Genomic DNA, 15,933 nt, shown 5'->3' with positions numbered 1-15,933 from the left:
ACGGTGGCGTCGGTGTCCGGAGCCTCCATCACCGCCGACGTGCTCGGCATGCGCTGGGAACAGCTCGTCTGGGTGGACGTGGCGGCAGCGAATGTCAACAATTTGTCGAGAAGCCGATTATGGACTTCGCGCGTCACTAGGTTGACGTCGGAGCCCCAGTGTCCGCTGCCCTCATTCCGGGCGCCACCGCCAAGCGTGTGCAGGGACTGTACGACAAGTACCACTTCTACTCCGAGACCCTTCAGAGTCTGTCCGCTCCCCCGCGCCGGAGAAGAACAACTCGAAAAAAAGAGGCATCTTGCGCCGATCCGCGGATCTCATCCTCGAAGCGGCTCACCATCGATGTCCACTCCGTGCAGAACGGTGAGGGCGCAGTGATGAACCGTGCCGGCTGCGCGGGATCTCTCGTTGGGGGCAGATTTGCGGGGGGTGAGCCGGGCACCACGATGGGACTGCGACCTGCTGCCGCTCCAAAATCTATTGTGTCGCATATGGATACGATGGCACTGGCGGCGCTGCTGGCGGTTAGGGCGAGGTTGTTGTCGCTAGGCTGGTAGCGGGGGACGGCGTCGGCGTAGGCACGCCAATAGGCGATGGTTTGCTCGTAGAGTTCCCGCATCACGCGGTGCGGCGTGAGTTTGGCCAGGCTGATGGTTTCGTTCGCTGCGATGCGCATTGCCTTGGCGACGGACTCGTGCTGCCCGCGCTGCTCGGTAGTCCATTCGCGGGCCGGCATGGCGGCGTCGCGTCGGTCCCAGCCGTTGCGCAGGGTGGCCGCAAGTGTGCCGTTGGTCGATGCCCAGTCGGTACAGGTTGGGTCTTCGGTGATGAAGCGGACCGGACCTTTGTCCTGTGCGCTGGCGACATCGGTGGGCTCGAGTGCGGGTGTTGCCGCTGGCGAGGACGCGGGAGCGGAGGGATGGGAGTCCGGGTCCGCAGCGGGCACCAGCATCGCGGTGATTCCGACAACGACGACCACGGACAGGATTAGCGCAGCGAGGATCCACCGGGCCTGCCGGCGCCGCGACAGCGTTGCTTGTTGCGGACGTTCTGCAAATGGTGTGGTCATAGAGCAGCCTGATTCTTCCCCCCTCGCAGGACGGCCACGGTCGTCTCGTCGCGACCTCCACGCCGTATTCGCCGCCAGCCCCGTTCACGCGCTCGCCACGTAGAGGACCTGAGATGACCACCGTCTTCGTCGCCACCGTCAAGACCCCTGTTGGGTACACCGCCGCCGCAGAGACCGCTGAGCAAGCCGCCAGGCGCGCATGCGAGAAGGGCATGGAGTACGTGCAGCGCGTCTACACCAACGGTCACGGCGAGCACGAAACGATTGGGCAGCACCGCATCTGCTGGGCCCGCACAGCCAGCGTGCGCGCGCTGCCCGTGTGGTTCGACGCCACCACGGTGCAACCGCCGCGCGGCGCGACGATCCTGCAGCGCGGCTAAACCCTCGCTCGGTCGCTGTCACGGCCGGCCCAACTCGGCGGTGCGACACCGCCCGCCCTGGCTCTGTAAAACCCGCCCAGCTCCTCGCTGTTGAATGCTGCGCCACTCGCCTTCAGCGCACCGCGAAACTCACCACAAAGTGGGCTGGTCGCCAAGCAGCGCCGCCTGCACCGCGGCGGCATTCCAACCACGGCACACCGCCTCGCGTAGCGCCACCGATCGCTCTCGCAGTACACCGCGACTGTCGCAGCGGCGCATCGCCTGGCGGCCACCGCCGCGACGCATCCGCGCCATGCGCTCCATGTTGTCGCCCTGGGAGCCCGACACGACGTGCTGCTGCGGGTCGGTGTCGGTCGCGACCTTCACACACCGGGTTGTCACATTCATGCAAACTGAGCACCCCCGCGGCGACGCTTCCACCGGCAATAGCCAACGCGGAGCGGTGCGGACGTACGCAGAACCCCACGCCGTCGCGGGTGAGGTAGAAGCGGCCGTAGCCATCGGCGCCGATCGCTCCGGTCTAAATTGTGCAGTCCGAAGGCGTTGGCCCGCAGACAACGTGGCTGTGAAACCGGGCGATCTCAGCGGTGTGCACCTGCCGACCAGCTGGCCTGCGCTTCTCATGACCGCTGACCCTAGGGCAGGACACTGACACACGGCCGCGCTGCAGGAGCGCACGAAACCGCCTCCGCGCCGTCGCCGCGGGCCAGGAGCTGACCGCCGCAGAACGTGAGTCCTCGCCGCGCGGCGAACCGTGCGACGCTGCGCCGTCGCGCCGCACCGCGCCCCGCCCTGCGCGGCCGGGTGCTCACGACGCCTGTGGTCTACGCCTGCCGCGCAGCGCGGCAGGACAATTCGGTCATCACGCAGAGGCGGCCTGCGGGCGGTCAGGCTCACCGTCGCTGCGGCCCGGTGGCGGATATGTCATGGCACCCCCGTCGCCTAGTACTGCGAACCGTTGCTGGGAGCGGTCGTCTCGCCTTTCGGAGCGTGACGCAGCATTGTGCGCACGATGCCGATTCCAATGTCGGTGTTCTCGGCGATGTTCGTCAGCGTCTCACCGCGGTCCTGCATGCGCGCGACCGCAGCGCCGGCCTTGGCTCGATGGCGGGCCACTTTCTTGGCTGCGTCGGCGTCGACCTGTGCGCGCAGCTGGGCTAGGCGCTCCTTCTTCCACTGTTCGACTTCGGCGATCTTGCCGACCTCGTACATGAATTCGGTCGCGTCTTTGATGTTCGCCTTGTCTCGCGCAGCGCGCGCTTCGTTGGCGCGCCGGTTCGCTTCCACGGCCCGTCGCCGGGCCTCCAACTTGGATGTTCCTGCTGCTGTCATGACCGGGACACTAAGACCGGTCGGGCCGAGCTGACCACCACCACAGCCACATTCGCCCTCCACCAGTTTCTCGTCGTCGTGCCTTCCGCAGCACCGCACCGCGCTCACTCACCGTTCCGCCCGTTCCCTTACCACCGCCGCTGCGCCCCCTCAGCTCACCCCCTCACAGGCACCTTTCACGGCCCACCGACAGACCACACACCTCTTGCACTCAGGAAACGAAGATCGCCAATCAACTTAAAGTTGACGCACGCGGGTGGCGCTTGGGGCGAGAGCCGCCAAGCCGCCATTGAACCATTTCCCGTTTGTGCTGATGAGCGATTTCGGCCCAGATCGTGGTAACTTGCCGTTGACATTGACAACTGTGAGTTGACCGTCTGGAGGCCTTCAGTTGAGCGTTCCAGGTTCGGCGCACCTCGTTCTCGCCGCGGGCGTGGTCCATCTTGATGAACCGTCCGCGGTCTTTGAAGCGATGCTGTCGGGGTGGCGACGCCAGCAGAAGTCCCGGCTGCTTGCCGAGGCCACGATCGAATCGCGATTGGCGTTCGTGCGACGGTTCGCTGCGTTCGCCGAGACGCATCCGTGGGATTGGACGGCCGGCGATGTCGAGGACTTCACGGCGGCTCTGATGTCGGGAAACAACCGCAAGGCGCCCTCGACAATTCGCGGCTACCACATGACGCTGCGGTTGTTTTGTGACTACCTACTCGATGGCCGTTATGGCTGGATCTCGCAGTGCGAGCAGCGGTTCGAAAGGATCCCGTCGCAGGTCTGCCATGACTTCAACACCGCGGCGCATCTGGTCGAATACGAGGGCAAGCCCGCCCGCCGGCCGTTCACCTACGACGAGGTGGAAACGTTGTTCGCGTTCCTTGCCGATCGAGTGGACATCATTGCGCGTTCGGGTCGCAAAGGCGCGTTGGCGGCGTTGCGCGACGCGCAGATGATCAAGACGGCCTACGCCTTCGGGTTACGCCGTCGAGAGCTGTGCTACCTCGACGTGGCCGACCTGCGTCCCAACCCGCGGATGCCGGCGTGGGGAACGTTCGGCGCCGTCCACGTCCGGTATGCCAAGTCCAGCCGCGGCAGCGCCCCTCGGCGTCGCACGGTGCTGGCCGTTCCCGAGTTCGACTGGGTGATCGACGGACTGCGCCAATGGGTCGATCAAGCCCGGCCGCTTCTGAGTCCCGGCAGCCGTCAAGAGTTGTGGCTGACTGAGCGTCGGCAGCGGGTGGCGACCAAGCAAATGGACAAGCGATTCGCCTACTTGCGGGCGCAGGCCGGTCTGCCTCAAGACCTCACCCTGCACTGCCTGCGGCACTCCTATGTGACCCACCTGATCGAGTTCGGTTACCCGGAACGGTTCGTTACCGAGCAGGTCGGACATTCTTACGCCTCGACCACCGCGATTTACACCTCGGTGTCCAACGACTTCAAGACCAAAACGTTGCAGGCGGCGCTGCGCCGCGTCTACGGATCCGCGACGACTGAAGGGAGCCAGGATGAGCACTAGAACCGTCCTCCGGTGGAACCTGCGCCGCCTGATGGCCGAGAACGGCATGTTCGCCACCACCGACCTCGTCGCACCGCTGCACGAACGTGGCGTGGAGATCTCCCGACAGATGGTTCACCGGATCGCTACCAAGCCTCCACAGCGCATCAATCTCGACCTGCTGGCGGCGCTGTGCGACATCCTGGCGTGCACCCCCAACGATCTGTTCGAGCTCGCCCAAGAACAGATCCGCGAGGCACCCGCAGTCAACGACAGCGGGTCCGGGATCGGCGACCTGCGGCCGATCCGCGCCAGGATCCGCCGCCCCGGCGACAACGAGTGAATCGACGAGCCTGCTGGGAGTGCGCAAGCACCAACTACCTGACCCGGCTGACGCATGGGTGTCGCATTTGTGTCGGCTGCCGTCGCAGGCGGCACTACCACCCCGAAACCTGTCCGGGCTGCCATGTCGTGCGGCCGCTGGCATGGCGACGCGGCGAGACGGTGGTGTGCGCGTCATGTGCCGGTGTCGAGTCGATCTTCGGGTGCCGCGAATGCGGGCGCGAAGACCATCCCTACGGGCACAATCGGTGCGCGCGATGCTTCCTGCGTGAACGCCTCAGCGACTTGCTCGCCGACCCGACGACCGGCCAGATTCACCGCCAATTGCGGCCGGTCTTCGACGAGCTGGTGAACTCCGAACGCCCACAAACAGGGCTGTGGTGGCTGCGCAAGAAACCTGGCATCGGCCCCCAACTTCTCGGGCAGATGGCTTGCGGCGCGGTCGACATCAGCCACGACACCTTCCGCACCCTGCCCTCGGATCGTGCCCACGACTACCTTCGCAGTCTTCTCGTCGCGGTCGGTGTCCTGGAACCGTTCGACATCCGCATCGAACGGATGCTGCCCTGGATCGAAGACATCGTCGCCGAACTGCCCGCCGAGGACGCCGCCTTGATTCGCCGATTCGCGCACTGGCAGGTGCTGCGAGGAATGCGCAAGGCCGCCCGTGAAGACCGGTTGACCAAGTCGATGGCCGATGCGTGTCGACGGCGCATCCGCGTCGCGATCGAGTTCGTGGGCTTCCTCGCCCGCCATGACGCCAGTGCGGCGACCGCGACCCAGGATCTGTTGGAGCGCTACCAAGAACACGTCGGCAGGATGCTGAACCATGAGTACGCCTTCATCGTCTGGCTACGCCAATCCCGCACCAACACCAAACTCCGAGTCCCCGACGTCCCGCAGTCACCGCCCTCAGTAACCGTCTCCGATACGCAGCGGTGGGCGGCCGTAGAGCGTCTGCTGCACGACACGACCGTGCGCCGTTATACACGAATTGCGGGCCTGCTCACATTGCTGTTCGCACAGCCGCTTTCACGCATCGTCGCCATGCGCACCAGTCAGGTCGCGATCACCGACGACCGGGCCGTGCACGTCACCTTCAGCAAGATTCCAGTCCAGATGCCGCCGCTCCTCGACGACCTCATCCGTGAGCACCTCGAGCACCGCGGCAAAAGCCTCTACGCCTCACGCGGAACCGGCTGGCTGTTCCGCGGCGGCAACCCTGCAGCGCACCTCGCCACCGAGAACATCCGCTCCCAGCTCGTCGCCATCGGGATCAAGCCCTACGAGAACCGCAAAGCGACCCTCTTCCACCTCTCCGGCGACATGCCCGCACCAGTCCTGGCCGAACTGCTCGGGCTCACCGACAAAAACGCCGCCGACTGGGCCAGACTTGCTGCCCGCGACTGGACCGCCTACATCGCCGAAAGAGCCCGCTGACCGTATCGCTGTGCCTCAGATGGATTTCGCGGCGGCGGTTCCAGCGCTTGAGTTCTCGCGAGTGATTGTTCACTGCGTGGCGTCGACGCTGTCGAGCCTGCACTTCTCCACCCAAGTCGCCAGAAGGCTTAAAGCGGCGAGCCTCTCGGCGGCCTCCTGCGCCGATAGCTGCGTCCGGTCGTGGGTGGTTGGGTTTCGGATCGCAGCATGGACGCCCGTCGAGAAACTCAACAAGCCGCGGTTCATCGATATGACGGTCTGGTCTTGATTACCTCCGAGCCAGCGCAATCGCGGAGCACCAGCCTTGGGTGGACTCTGCGAGAAGGCCTGCGTGAAAACGTCCTTGTCGTCGAGGTCAGTCCTTCCGGTGAGCTGGCGGACGTGGTCGATGACAGCGCCCACGGCGGATGACACCGCTTCGCGGTACAACTCGATGCGCCATTGGCCTCGAGCCGCGCCCCAGACCAAAGGGTGCATATCCTCGATGCTGATGTCGCCGGTGACATCGACACGGTCGACCATCGATTCAAGGATGCCGATGGTGTGTTCGGACGCGGCGAGGATGTCGTCCGGCTGTACGAGCGAGTGCGGCTGGGTGACAGTTATCCACATCTCGAACGGGTTAACCGGACCGCCGAATCCCGGGCGGGATATCCGCACACCGGTGATGTCGGGAAGATGCGCAATACGGCCAGCTGTCCGTGAGCAGCGGCCCTTCGCCGCCACCCATTCGTCGTCTGACACATCAGATCTCGGTGTCACGGCGGGCAGACTGGCGTAGCCGGCAAGTACCTCGTCAGGCAGGTCGGGACCAGCCATCGCCCGAAGCCCAGCGGTGAACTGACACAGCTCGAGCAGGGCGCTGAACGCCCGCTCAAAGTCGCGCACCTGTTCCGCTGCTCGCCGCAGGAACCGTGGATTCAACTTCAGATCGTCATTGTCACCCATGTACGCAGCTCAGGGCCCAGTCGCATACGGCGCGTTCGCCCGCACGTTCTCGGCGGCGCGCTCCGCGTTGTAAGAGCTGGCGAACGACTCACCTGAGGCGGCAACTTTGTCACTCGACCGCCATGCGCGCCACCGCCAGCTTCCGCCGACGTCCTGGAATGTCTCATACCGTGCTGCGGACCCGCCGGACTTGAAGGCATTTGCCGCTCTGGTGGCGTTGGCTTGCGATTCGAAGCCTTCGCCTGCCCAGGCGACCATCTCATGGTTGTCGCCGTACAAGGCCCACGTGGGATAGCGGTTGGCGTCACCAGTGACCGTGACCTTGAAGTACATCGGATCCTCCTGCCTGTTGACCACAGGTACGCAGTCAGCTCGCAACAGTCTTATCAAGAGACACCGACAGCCAGCGCTTGCGACGCAGCGAACAAACTCGCCCTCGAACAGACCTCTGATTTGGGCATTCACCCCACTCGGAATTCGACCCCTCTGCCAATAAGCACGATCACTTAACGACGGACGATATCCGGATAAAGATCCGCGGCGCAGACACCCCGCGTCCCAAGGATTGCGAGACCGCGGATGCGAGGGGTTGCCCGCGAGACACCTCACGGACGTAGGGGGAAGAGTTCTCAACGCGGGAAACGGCGGTCCGAACACTGAGGTGGTGCACTCACTTTGCCGGCACGAATCGTCACGCGGATGCCCATGGAATCTGCGCGCACGGCCTCGCCGATGATGGCGACGAACGGTCCTTCGATGCCATCGCCGACGCGATTTGCGAGAAGGCGAAAAGGGCCCGAAGACCAGCCGGCTGGACGCTGTGATTTCGTTGTGCCTAGCGAGCTAAGCGCGCGGGGCGGCCCGTCTTCTTGGTGGCGATCTTCGACTCTTTGGCGTCGCTATCGGTCTTGCGGTGGGCGGCGAGGAAGTCATCGACGATGTTCGCGCAGTCATTGTGAGTGATGGTGCGAAGCCCGGTCATTCGGGCGAAGGCGAGTGGTCCGACGAGTTGGCAGAGCGCCAGTTCCCGGTCGAAGTCGTCGAGTTCGGCTTGTGCTCTCGGGCTGGTGAGTATGGCGTCAAATGGTTGACGGTACTGGTCAACGACTCGGGCCCGTAGCGCCCCGGATGTGTGGCGCTCATCCGCTTCGTTAGTGGAGCCGGTGGGCCCCAATGAGAGCCACGCGAGTGTCGTGACATGCAGCGGTGCGTCGTTGAAGAGTGCGGCTTGGCGGCTGAGCAATTCGATCAGCTGCTCACGGAGGGGTCCGCTGGTCGGTGGCGGAGTGGTCACTTGCGGAAGTAGGCGTTCGAACGTGGCTGCGAGCAGATGCGACGAACTGTGGAAGTGGCGGTACAGCGTGGTTCGGGCCACTTTGGATGCTTTGGTGACGGCATCGATAGTGACCGCTTCCACCCCACCGGTGCTCAGTAGCGTTGCCGCAGCATCCAGCAGCCGGGTGCGTGACCGGATGCGCCGCGGGTCCACGTCATCGTCAGGGACTGGCGCTGACTGACTGTTGCTCACTCATTCACCTCGGGCGGTCGATTTTCACGCGATGTTGTCCTGGCAGTCTAGCAGTGTGGTACTAACGGTAGCGCAGCGAAACCGATCGTATTGGGGGGTGATGGTGCCCAAAAGCGTGTTGCCGCCGGAGCGGCTGCCCTCGCACACCACGACCTGCATGGGTTGCGGCCCGGACAACCCTCACGGACTGCGGCTAGTGGTGCATCGCAGCGGCGACGCGGTGTACACCGATGTGAGGTTCGACGAGCGGCATATCGGGGCCCCGGGCCTGGCTCACGGCGGGGCAGTGGCCGCCGCATGTGATGACGTCCTGGGCTTCACGTTGTGGATCGCCGGCACCCCGGCGGTGACCCGCACCCTGACGGTCGAATATTTGCGGCCGGTGCCGCTGCATCAGACCCACCGGATTACTGCCCACATCGTCTCTCGTGAAGGGCGGGCGCTGCATGTCACGGCGACAGGCACGGGTGAGGGTGGGATCGCCCGCTTCACCGCCAGTGCAGTGTTCATTGTCGTCAGCCCTGAGCACTTCGCCGCACACGGCGATGTCAGCGCTTTCGGCGATCTTCTGGAGCAGTTCTCGCGCCGCGGCGGTCTGGACCCGGGGCCGTCATGACTTTCCCTCAGGCGCGCAGCCGCGGGAAAACCCTGCCTTCGGAAGCGAACTCGGTCGCTGCAGAGAAGCGGGCCGCTAACGCGTCGCGTTCACGCGCCTCCGCACGGCGCCGGGAAACGATTCTGGATGCAGCTTTGGCCGTGGCCGCGGCCGGTGGTTACGAGGCGGTTCAGATGCGGACGGTTGCCGAGCGGGTCGGCATCGCCGTCGGCACGCTTTACCGCTATTTCCCGGCGAAAACCCACTTGCTGGTAGCAGCGCTGACGCGCGAGTTCCGTCGACTCGACTCGGCCGGCGACTGGGCGGGTGGTGAGGGCACACCGCTGGAACGGCTCGAACGGCTCACCGCACATCTGCATGACCGCTGGCAGCGCGACCCATGGCTGACGACGGCCATGACACGGGCCTTCGCCGTCGCAGACACCCGCGCCGCCGCGGAACTCGACCGCGCGGCCGATGAGATCCAGATCCTGCTAGCCCGCACGCTCAGGGGCGGCGAACCCACCCCCGCCGATCTGCACGTCGCTGGGGTCATCTCCGACATCTGGTTGGCCAACCTCGTGGCCTTCAGCGGCGACCGCGCGACAGCCGCCGACACCCGCGACCGCATTGACCGAGCCACCAGGCGCGTCGTGACCAACGCTGCTCGGCCCACCGCCAACCGATAACGATACTACTGGTATCGCAGCGCTACTTAGCGTACTCTTTGGGGATACGGCTCAACGATGCGTCGAAAAGAGACTGCCATGTACACCCAATGGATCGAAAACCTTGTCGTACAACGCCTCTCGCTGCATGGCGGCCTGGTTCTGGATTTCGATGACTACAACGAAATCGTCATCTCCTGCCCCCTGCTATTGACCCTTCCGGCCGTCGGCACCTACCCCATCGAGGCGGTGCGCATTGACCCCCTCAGGATCGCGACCCACGAACGCCCACTGCTGAACCTCGCCGGCGCAGTGTGCACCCAGGCCTGTTCTAGCGACGATGGAGGACTACACCTGAGCTTCTCGCGCGGACATCGCATCGATGTCGATCCCGACACTGAACAGACAGCGTGGGAACTCTACGGCATGCGCCACGGCTACATGGCCTGCCTACCTCAAGGACGGGTTCGCGTGGTCCGCCATGACCTCCCCGACACCGACGACGCCAACATCGTCAACAGCGCCACGCAATCATCGGCGGGGTCGGCGCGGCAGAGCCACTGATGCGGCCGCGGACGCGGCGACGGGTCGACGTGGGCGGCAATGCGTGGATCAGGTTGAACGTGGACCGGACTGCCCTGGCGACATCGAGGCGGGCGAGCATTCCCCGATGATGCTGTCGAGGTTTTGCTGCACGCGTTCCGCAGCGATGCCGACCGATGGTGAATACAGCATGATGTGGTCGAGGACGCCGTCGTAGCGTCTCAGTTGTTCACGGACTTCGTGTGCCGTCCCGGCGACGCCCATGGTGTCGATCATCTCGTCGGACACCGCGGCGAACATCGCCGGGAAATCGCGCTGGGCGAATGCTTCCCGGATGGTTCGGCCTTCGCTGGCGAATCCGTTCACATCGAGTACCGTCTCGTAGGATTTGACCGAGGAGTAGAACGCAATCTGCTGCGCCAGTTCGCGCCTGGCGACCTCGGCGTCGTCGTGGATGGCGCACATCACCATGGAAATGATTTCCACGTCATTGGGGTCGCGGCCGGTGTGCGCGGCACCCCGGGCGATAGCGGGCCGGACGATCTCCTCGACGTAGGTGGTGGTGAACAGGGGATGTCCGGCCAGGCCGTCGGCCACCCGCCCGGCCGCCTCGCACATCCGGGGCCGGACACCGGCAGTGACGATCGGGATCGGCCGGCTGGGGGGTCCCACGTCGCCGGTCGGGGTGAGATTCATTCTGTAGAAACGGCCCTCGTGATGGATCGGCCCTTCATGCAGGTTCCAGATCCGGCGCAGCAGCATCACGAGTTCTTCCATCCGCAGCGCGGGCGCGGAGGTGTCGGGCACGCCGTGCCAGTCGCTCATCATCCGTTTGGTGCCGTTGCCGATTCCGAGTACCAGCCGTCCGTTGGAGAGTTCGTCGAGATCACGCGCCTCGGTGGCCAGCACCAGGGGGCTTCGGCCGACGCCGTAGAGAATGGAGGAACCGATCCGGCAGTTCTGTGTGCTGTTGGCCATCGCGGCCATGGAGATCGATCCGGACCGGGAGTAGAACTCCGAGGCCCATACGGCGTCGAACCCGGCCGCGTCGGCGGCCTGGGCGGTCTGGGCCAGTGACTTCAAATCCGCGCCGAGAACCGACAGGCCGTAGGTGCTCATGACTGGTCTCCTGTGCGCGGGCGCAGGCCGTCGAACATGACGGCGCTGAGGGTGCTGGCGACCACCGTCTCGTCGAGGTGGTTCTCGGTGACCAGGTACATGAGTGCATTGATGGTGACCGCGCCGAACAGCGCAATGGACGTCGATCGTGCATCGGGCTGGGCGACGAGGGATCCGTCGCGGGCTCCTTCGATGAGCAGAGTTTCAACGGGTTGTTGGTAGGCGGTATTGATCATCTCGGCGATGGCAGGCATGCGGGCCGCTCGTCCCAGTTCGCCGATGAGTGCCCGGCATACCGCTGGCCGCTGCGCCATTGCCCGCAGTTGTGCGCGGATGACAAGTGCGAGGCGTTCGGCACCGGAGCCGTCGGTGTGCACGATCGCGGTCACGGCATCGGAGATGTCCTTGAGGAGGTCTTCGAGCAGGAAGGCAAGGATGTCCTCTTTGCCGGCGAAGTAGTAGTACAGCGTCGCTTTCGGCACACCGGTCACCGCGGCGACGTCTTCGATCTTGGAGTCGTTGAGCCCCTTCTCGGCGAACAAGTCCGCCGCGGCGGGAAGCCGGTCAGAGATCTGACGTGGAATCTTGCGCATTTGCCCCACCTGTCCCGTTCGGCCGGTTTAGACTGCCAGTCTAAACCGTCGTTACTTTGGTGGTAGGAGGTCTTGTGGTCTCGGTGCAGATTCGTTACGACCCGTTCGACGCCTCGATCCTCAACGACCCCTATCCGACGTATCGGTTATTGCGTGACGCGGCTCCGGTGTACCGCGCCGAGGAATCCCATACCTGGGTGTTGAGCCGCCACGCCGATGTCCAGGCCGCAGCACTGGATCACGGCACGTACTCCTCGGTGGACGGCATCTTCCCCACCCCGCCGGGATCGGACTTCATCGGTTCGTTCCTGCCGATGATGATCGTGATGGACCCTCCGCGCCACGACCAGTTGCGTGCCCTGGTCAGCCGGGCGTTCACTCCCCGGCGGGTGGCCGGGCTGCAGGGCGCCATCACACAGATGGCCGCGGAGTTGTTCGAGCGCCTCGACGAGGGTTCCGGATCGGCGGACTTCGTGACCGACTTCGCCGCGATCCTGCCCGCCGCGGTGATCGCCGATCTGCTGGGCGTTCCCGCCACCGATCGTGATCAGTTCCGATTGTGGTCGAGCCAACTGGTCCAGGTCGACGTCAACCACGGACAAACCACCGACGCACTGACCGCCGCCGCCGCGATCTACGCCTACTTCACCGACTTCCTCGCCGACCGCCGCAAGAACCCCCGCGAGGACCTGATGTCGGCGTTGGCCAACGCCACAGTCGACGGGATCGGACTGACCGACGAGGAAGTCCTCGGCTTCTGCGCGCTGCTGCTCGTCGCGGGCTACGAGACCACCACCAATCTGCTGGGGAACTCCGCGGTCGTGCTGGCCCAGCATCGGCAAACCCGCCGACGCCTAGCCGCCGATCGAACACTGTTGGGGCCTGCGGTGGAAGAGTTGCTGCGTTACGACTCACCTGCACAGGGACTTTCACGAACCCTGACCCGCGACGTCACCCTGCACGACACGACGATGCGTCAAGGTGAGAAGGTGCTGCTGTTGTTCGGGTCGGCCAACCGCGACGAGCGTGCCTTCCCCGATCCGGACGTGTTCGACATCGAGCGCACCAGTGAGCACCAGGTCGCCTTCGGTCGCGGCATTCACTTCTGTCTGGGTGCGGCGCTGGCGCGGATGGAGGCCCGCATCGCTCTGGATGCATTGTTGGACCGGGTGCCTGACTGGGAGGTCGATCTTGAATCGGCGCGGCGGCTGCGGTCCGGGCCGATCCGGGGCTACACATCGCTGCCCATCACTTGGACCACACCGGTCTAGCCCGTGCCCCTCTTCGACGACGCGTCGTGTGCTTCACCGCGACGGCCAGGTTCATCGCCGTCGATGTCGAGCACTCCGCCGCGCCGTCGACCTCGGCGCATTCGGCGACATGCTCAAACGATTCGCAGGCTCGAACGGTGATTGAACCCATGGCCGGACAGGAGAAAGGGGCATGGTGGTGGCAATGACATTCGCGCACTTCGATGAGCAGATCGCCGACCAGCTGCTCAGATCGGCGACCACAGCCGGTGGACTGTCGACGTTCCTGAACTTTCGGCACACCGAACTCGCCGCCGGTCGGCTGGTGGCAGAGATGGAAACCCGCGCCGAACTGCTCACACCCTTTGGCACCCTGCACGGCGGATGTCTATCGGCGATGGTCGACCACTGTCTCGGAGTCGTGTTCTACCCCGTCATTCCGGCCGGATCATGGGTCGCCACCACCGAATTCAAGCTGAACCTGCTGCGACCCGTGTCCACCGGTGTGTGTGTCGCCGTCACCGACATCGTGTCACTGGGCAAGCGCAGCGGAGTAGCGCGCATCGACATCAGCAACGGCGACAAAGCCGTCTGCGTAGCCCAGGGCACGGTCACGATCGTGAACGCCGCGGGCAACGCACAATGAAGGCGCTTGTAGCCGGTCGCACGCTTCGGGCGGACTCCGATCTCGCCAGGAATTTGTCATGACCTCCGCCGTGCAGCATCGGGTCCGAACCCAGGACGGGATCACCCTGGCCGCCGACTGCTACGACCACGATGACGCCCGTCCCGTCGTGCTGCTCCTGCACGGCGGCGGCCAGAACCGGCACGCGTGGAGCACTTCAGCGCGTCGCCTCCACGCATGCGGATACACAGTCGTCGCCTACGACACCCGCGGTCACGGCGACAGCGACTGGGACCCCGCCGGCAGGTACGACCTCGAGCGACTCGCGACCGATCTGCTCGCCGTGCGTGAGCACTTCAGCGCGGATATCGCCCCTGCCGTCGTAGGTGCATCCCTTGGGGGCATGACCGTGCTCGGCACGCATCTGTTGACATCCGGGGCGTTGTGGGCGGCGGTTGTCCTGGTCGACGTCACCCCGCGGCTTGAATTCCAGGGCGCTCGTCGCGTAGTGACGTTCATGGCCGCACATCCCGACGGCTTTGGCACCCTCACCGACGCCGCCGAGGTGATCGCCGCGTACAACCCCCATCGCTCGCGCCCGGCCAACGTCGACGGCCTGCGCAAGGTGCTACGGCAGCGTCACGACGGCCGCTGGATCTGGCGGTGGGACCCGGCATTCATTCACTCCAACTTCGACTTCCTCCGCGACGAATCGACCACGGGAACGGAGCAATTCGACGCGATCAGCCACCTGCTGATCGACGGAGCCCGACGGGTCAGCGCCCCAACACTTCTCGTAAGGGGCCTGTTGTCCGACGTGGTCTCCCAAGCCACCGTCGACGAGTTCCAGCAACTGGTTCCCCACGCCGAGACCGTCGACGTATCCGGTACCGGACACATGATCGCCGGCGACGACAACGACGCCTTCAGCTCCGCCGTCACCGAGTTCCTCGGCCGAAGCATCCTCCAGCCCCCGCCGTGATCGGGCAGCGTCCAGCGGCCAGTAAAAGTGGGCCCCACCAAGGTTATTGAAACGCTGCCTATGACTAAGAGGAGGCCCTCACAACGCCTTTCGGCACGCCGAATAGACCGCGACAGGCTCTGGTCGAGCTAGACGCTGCTACGCACTTGTTGGCCACCATCGGCGTCGAAGAGTTCCTTGGTCCAGCGTTCGAGGATTTCTGCGCTGTCCCAGTCGTCGGGATGAAATCCGCCGCGGGTGTAGGAACGAAAGCGCTCAATTGCTGCTGAGCTGAATAGCGGGTTATGCCGGAAGGCTCGAAGGCTGCGCAGCAACCGCACCGGGTTGTAGGCGGCACGGTCACCGGCCAGAGAGCGGGTGGTCTGGATGACCAACTCGCTGAACAAGAGGAGGCTGGCGATCCGCATCCCCCAGACCCTGGTGCGTTCGCTTCCACCGACCGTCTCATAGACATCGAAAGCGACGGCCTTGTGCTCGCATTCTTCCAGTGCGTGCCAGAGCAGAATAGGCCGCACTTCGGTGTAGCCGATGAGTTCTTGAGCTTCGTCGCTGGTGAGAATGATTTCGGCGAATGTCGCCGTATAGTGCTCCAGGGCGGCCGTCACAGCCAGGCGCATCGTGGGAGAAAAACGCTTCTCAAGTCGGCCAACCAACTTCTTGATATGCCGATCGATCCCCTCGGTGGGATAGCCCATCGCTTGGAGCCGATCGTTGAGCAGCTGATGCTGGTGTCGGTGGGTGGCCTCTTGTGCAATGAATCCCTTGACCGCCTCCTTGAGGTCAGCGTCGCTGATGTGGTCCCGGTACTCGCGGACTGACCGGATGAAGAAGTCTTCCCCTTCGGGGAACGTGGCCGACAAGGTGGACACAAAGTGGCTCATCACCAAGTCGCCATCGACGAAGTGCTGCCGACTGGTCCCGGCAGGCATGTCGAATCGAACACGGCGGGGCTTCGGGACGACCCGCGTGGTGGGCCGTGTGGACGAATCGTCGCTCATGTTGTTCTCCCGTTCGTCAAAGGCACGCT

At 64.6% G+C, this 15,933-nt stretch carries 19 protein-coding genes; 10 read left to right on the top strand and 9 right to left on the bottom strand.

Annotated features, from left to right (window positions below):
• Window positions 1-241 precede the first annotated feature (241 nt).
• On the bottom strand, window positions 242-1,069 hold the full coding sequence (locus V4U86_RS11370; protein ID WP_395311300.1) for a hypothetical protein: 828 nt from the start codon (window positions 1,067-1,069) through the stop codon (window positions 242-244).
• 113 nt (window positions 1,070-1,182) lie between these two features.
• Between V4U86_RS11370 and V4U86_RS11365 the strand changes: the two genes are divergently transcribed.
• Window positions 1,183-1,449 carry a hypothetical protein gene (locus tag V4U86_RS11365; RefSeq protein WP_395311299.1) on the top strand — a complete coding sequence of 89 codons (267 nt, stop codon included), beginning with the start codon at window positions 1,183-1,185 and terminating at the stop codon, window positions 1,447-1,449.
• A 129-nt stretch (window positions 1,450-1,578) separates the two neighbouring features.
• Here the strand turns inward: V4U86_RS11365 and V4U86_RS11360 are convergent, their stop codons facing one another.
• Both V4U86_RS11360 and V4U86_RS11355 read right to left on the bottom strand, forming a co-directional pair.
• A complete protein-coding gene (locus tag V4U86_RS11360; protein WP_395311298.1) occupies window positions 1,579-1,836 on the bottom strand; it encodes a hypothetical protein in 258 nt (85 codons plus the stop codon).
• Between the two features lie 555 nt (window positions 1,837-2,391).
• Window positions 2,392-2,781: a hypothetical protein gene (locus V4U86_RS11355; protein ID WP_395311297.1), complete on the bottom strand. Its 390-nt coding sequence runs from the start codon at window positions 2,779-2,781 to the stop codon at window positions 2,392-2,394.
• Window positions 2,782-3,172: 391 nt separating this feature from the next.
• On the opposite strand from V4U86_RS11355, the gene V4U86_RS11350 reads away from it, so the two are divergent.
• From V4U86_RS11350 to V4U86_RS11340, 3 genes are all read left to right on the top strand, one after another.
• Window positions 3,173-4,294, top strand: a complete 1,122-nt coding sequence (locus tag V4U86_RS11350) for a tyrosine-type recombinase/integrase (protein ID WP_030133894.1) — start codon at window positions 3,173-3,175, stop codon at window positions 4,292-4,294.
• Window positions 4,284-4,616, top strand: a complete 333-nt coding sequence (locus V4U86_RS11345; RefSeq protein ID WP_030133893.1) for a helix-turn-helix domain-containing protein — start codon at window positions 4,284-4,286, stop codon at window positions 4,614-4,616. Before V4U86_RS11350 ends, V4U86_RS11345 begins: the two co-directional genes overlap by 11 nt.
• Window positions 4,617-4,900: 284 nt before the next feature.
• Window positions 4,901-6,055 carry a hypothetical protein gene (locus tag V4U86_RS11340; RefSeq protein WP_231983998.1) on the top strand — a complete coding sequence of 385 codons (1,155 nt, stop codon included), beginning with the start codon at window positions 4,901-4,903 and terminating at the stop codon, window positions 6,053-6,055.
• Window positions 6,056-6,124: 69 nt separating this feature from the next.
• Here V4U86_RS11340 and V4U86_RS11335 read toward each other — a convergent pair whose 3' ends face one another.
• The 3 genes from V4U86_RS11335 to V4U86_RS11325 all read right to left on the bottom strand — a co-directional run bounded on the left by V4U86_RS11335 (window position 6,125) and on the right by V4U86_RS11325 (window position 8,531).
• On the bottom strand, window positions 6,125-7,003 hold the full coding sequence (locus V4U86_RS11335) for a TIGR02391 family protein (RefSeq protein ID WP_050597092.1): 879 nt from the start codon (window positions 7,001-7,003) through the stop codon (window positions 6,125-6,127).
• A gap of 9 nt (window positions 7,004-7,012) precedes the next feature.
• A complete protein-coding gene (locus tag V4U86_RS11330) occupies window positions 7,013-7,336 on the bottom strand; it encodes a YegP family protein (protein ID WP_030133890.1) in 324 nt (107 codons plus the stop codon).
• Window positions 7,337-7,838: 502 nt separating this feature from the next.
• Window positions 7,839-8,531, bottom strand: a complete 693-nt coding sequence (locus V4U86_RS11325; RefSeq protein ID WP_395311296.1) for a TetR/AcrR family transcriptional regulator — start codon at window positions 8,529-8,531, stop codon at window positions 7,839-7,841.
• A gap of 100 nt (window positions 8,532-8,631) precedes the next feature.
• Between V4U86_RS11325 and V4U86_RS11320 the strand changes: the two genes are divergently transcribed.
• The 3 genes from V4U86_RS11320 (at window position 8,632) to V4U86_RS11310 (ending at window position 10,358) form a co-directional block, all read left to right on the top strand.
• Window positions 8,632-9,147: a PaaI family thioesterase gene (locus tag V4U86_RS11320; protein ID WP_013471000.1), complete on the top strand. Its 516-nt coding sequence runs from the start codon at window positions 8,632-8,634 to the stop codon at window positions 9,145-9,147.
• The gene (locus V4U86_RS11315; RefSeq protein WP_030133888.1) at window positions 9,144-9,815 is read left to right on the top strand and encodes a TetR family transcriptional regulator; all 672 of its coding nucleotides are present in this window, start codon (window positions 9,144-9,146) and stop codon (window positions 9,813-9,815) included. The genes V4U86_RS11320 and V4U86_RS11315 overlap by 4 nt, the downstream gene beginning before the upstream one ends.
• A 78-nt stretch (window positions 9,816-9,893) precedes the next feature.
• Window positions 9,894-10,358 carry a DUF6188 family protein gene (locus V4U86_RS11310; protein WP_013470998.1) on the top strand — a complete coding sequence of 155 codons (465 nt, stop codon included), beginning with the start codon at window positions 9,894-9,896 and terminating at the stop codon, window positions 10,356-10,358.
• A gap of 48 nt (window positions 10,359-10,406) precedes the next feature.
• On the opposite strand, the gene V4U86_RS11305 is transcribed toward V4U86_RS11310, so the two are convergent.
• Together V4U86_RS11305 and V4U86_RS11300 are read right to left on the bottom strand one after the other, a co-directional pair.
• Window positions 10,407-11,456 (bottom strand): LLM class flavin-dependent oxidoreductase, encoded by a 1,050-nt coding sequence (locus tag V4U86_RS11305; protein ID WP_013470997.1) that lies wholly within the window; start codon window positions 11,454-11,456, stop codon window positions 10,407-10,409.
• Entirely contained in the window at window positions 11,453-12,049 is a 597-nt protein-coding gene (locus V4U86_RS11300) for a TetR/AcrR family transcriptional regulator (protein ID WP_013470996.1), read from the bottom strand. The genes V4U86_RS11305 and V4U86_RS11300 overlap by 4 nt, the downstream gene beginning before the upstream one ends.
• A 74-nt stretch (window positions 12,050-12,123) precedes the next feature.
• On the opposite strand from V4U86_RS11300, the gene V4U86_RS11295 reads away from it, so the two are divergent.
• From V4U86_RS11295 to V4U86_RS11285, 3 genes are all read left to right on the top strand, one after another.
• On the top strand, window positions 12,124-13,320 hold the full coding sequence (locus V4U86_RS11295) for a cytochrome P450 (protein ID WP_032698085.1): 1,197 nt from the start codon (window positions 12,124-12,126) through the stop codon (window positions 13,318-13,320).
• Between the two features lie 184 nt (window positions 13,321-13,504).
• Entirely contained in the window at window positions 13,505-13,945 is a 441-nt protein-coding gene (locus V4U86_RS11290; protein ID WP_030133884.1) for a PaaI family thioesterase, read from the top strand.
• Window positions 13,946-14,003: 58 nt separating this feature from the next.
• Window positions 14,004-14,906, top strand: coding sequence for an alpha/beta fold hydrolase (locus V4U86_RS11285; RefSeq protein ID WP_013470993.1), 903 nt, complete (start codon window positions 14,004-14,006; stop codon window positions 14,904-14,906).
• Between the two features lie 128 nt (window positions 14,907-15,034).
• Here V4U86_RS11285 and V4U86_RS11280 read toward each other — a convergent pair whose 3' ends face one another.
• Window positions 15,035-15,904 (bottom strand): metal-dependent hydrolase, encoded by an 870-nt coding sequence (locus V4U86_RS11280; protein WP_013470992.1) that lies wholly within the window; start codon window positions 15,902-15,904, stop codon window positions 15,035-15,037.
• Window positions 15,905-15,933 lie beyond the last annotated feature (29 nt).

This window comes from Mycobacterium sp. AMU20-3851 (genome assembly GCF_043974665.1).
Taxonomy (GTDB): domain Bacteria; phylum Actinomycetota; class Actinomycetes; order Mycobacteriales; family Mycobacteriaceae; genus Mycobacterium.
Note: the sequence above shows the minus strand (reverse complement) of the source record. Positions and strands in the feature narration are given on the sequence as shown.

Bases quoted from the DNA above. Each gene is read 5' to 3' on its own strand.
- V4U86_RS11280 (WP_013470992.1), bottom strand. From the start codon at position 15,904: ATGAGCGACGATTCGTCCACACGGCCCACCACGCGGGTCGTCCCGAAG.
- V4U86_RS11335 (WP_050597092.1), bottom strand. From the start codon at position 7,003: ATGGGTGACAATGACGATCTGAAGTTGAATCCACGGTTCCTGCGGCGA.
- V4U86_RS11370 (WP_395311300.1), bottom strand. From the start codon at position 1,069: ATGACCACACCATTTGCAGAACGTCCGCAACAAGCAACGCTGTCGCGG.
- V4U86_RS11290 (WP_030133884.1), top strand. From the start codon at position 13,505: ATGACATTCGCGCACTTCGATGAGCAGATCGCCGACCAGCTGCTCAGA.
- V4U86_RS11305 (WP_013470997.1), bottom strand. From the start codon at position 11,456: ATGAGCACCTACGGCCTGTCGGTTCTCGGCGCGGATTTGAAGTCACTG.
- V4U86_RS11365 (WP_395311299.1), top strand. From the start codon at position 1,183: ATGACCACCGTCTTCGTCGCCACCGTCAAGACCCCTGTTGGGTACACC.
- V4U86_RS11300 (WP_013470996.1), bottom strand. From the start codon at position 12,049: ATGCGCAAGATTCCACGTCAGATCTCTGACCGGCTTCCCGCCGCGGCG.
- V4U86_RS11285 (WP_013470993.1), top strand. From the start codon at position 14,004: ATGACCTCCGCCGTGCAGCATCGGGTCCGAACCCAGGACGGGATCACC.
- V4U86_RS11360 (WP_395311298.1), bottom strand. From the start codon at position 1,836: ATGAATGTGACAACCCGGTGTGTGAAGGTCGCGACCGACACCGACCCG.
- V4U86_RS11355 (WP_395311297.1), bottom strand. From the start codon at position 2,781: ATGACAGCAGCAGGAACATCCAAGTTGGAGGCCCGGCGACGGGCCGTG.
- V4U86_RS11345 (WP_030133893.1), top strand. From the start codon at position 4,284: ATGAGCACTAGAACCGTCCTCCGGTGGAACCTGCGCCGCCTGATGGCC.
- V4U86_RS11320 (WP_013471000.1), top strand. From the start codon at position 8,632: ATGGTGCCCAAAAGCGTGTTGCCGCCGGAGCGGCTGCCCTCGCACACC.
- V4U86_RS11330 (WP_030133890.1), bottom strand. From the start codon at position 7,336: ATGTACTTCAAGGTCACGGTCACTGGTGACGCCAACCGCTATCCCACG.
- V4U86_RS11310 (WP_013470998.1), top strand. From the start codon at position 9,894: ATGTACACCCAATGGATCGAAAACCTTGTCGTACAACGCCTCTCGCTG.
- V4U86_RS11315 (WP_030133888.1), top strand. From the start codon at position 9,144: ATGACTTTCCCTCAGGCGCGCAGCCGCGGGAAAACCCTGCCTTCGGAA.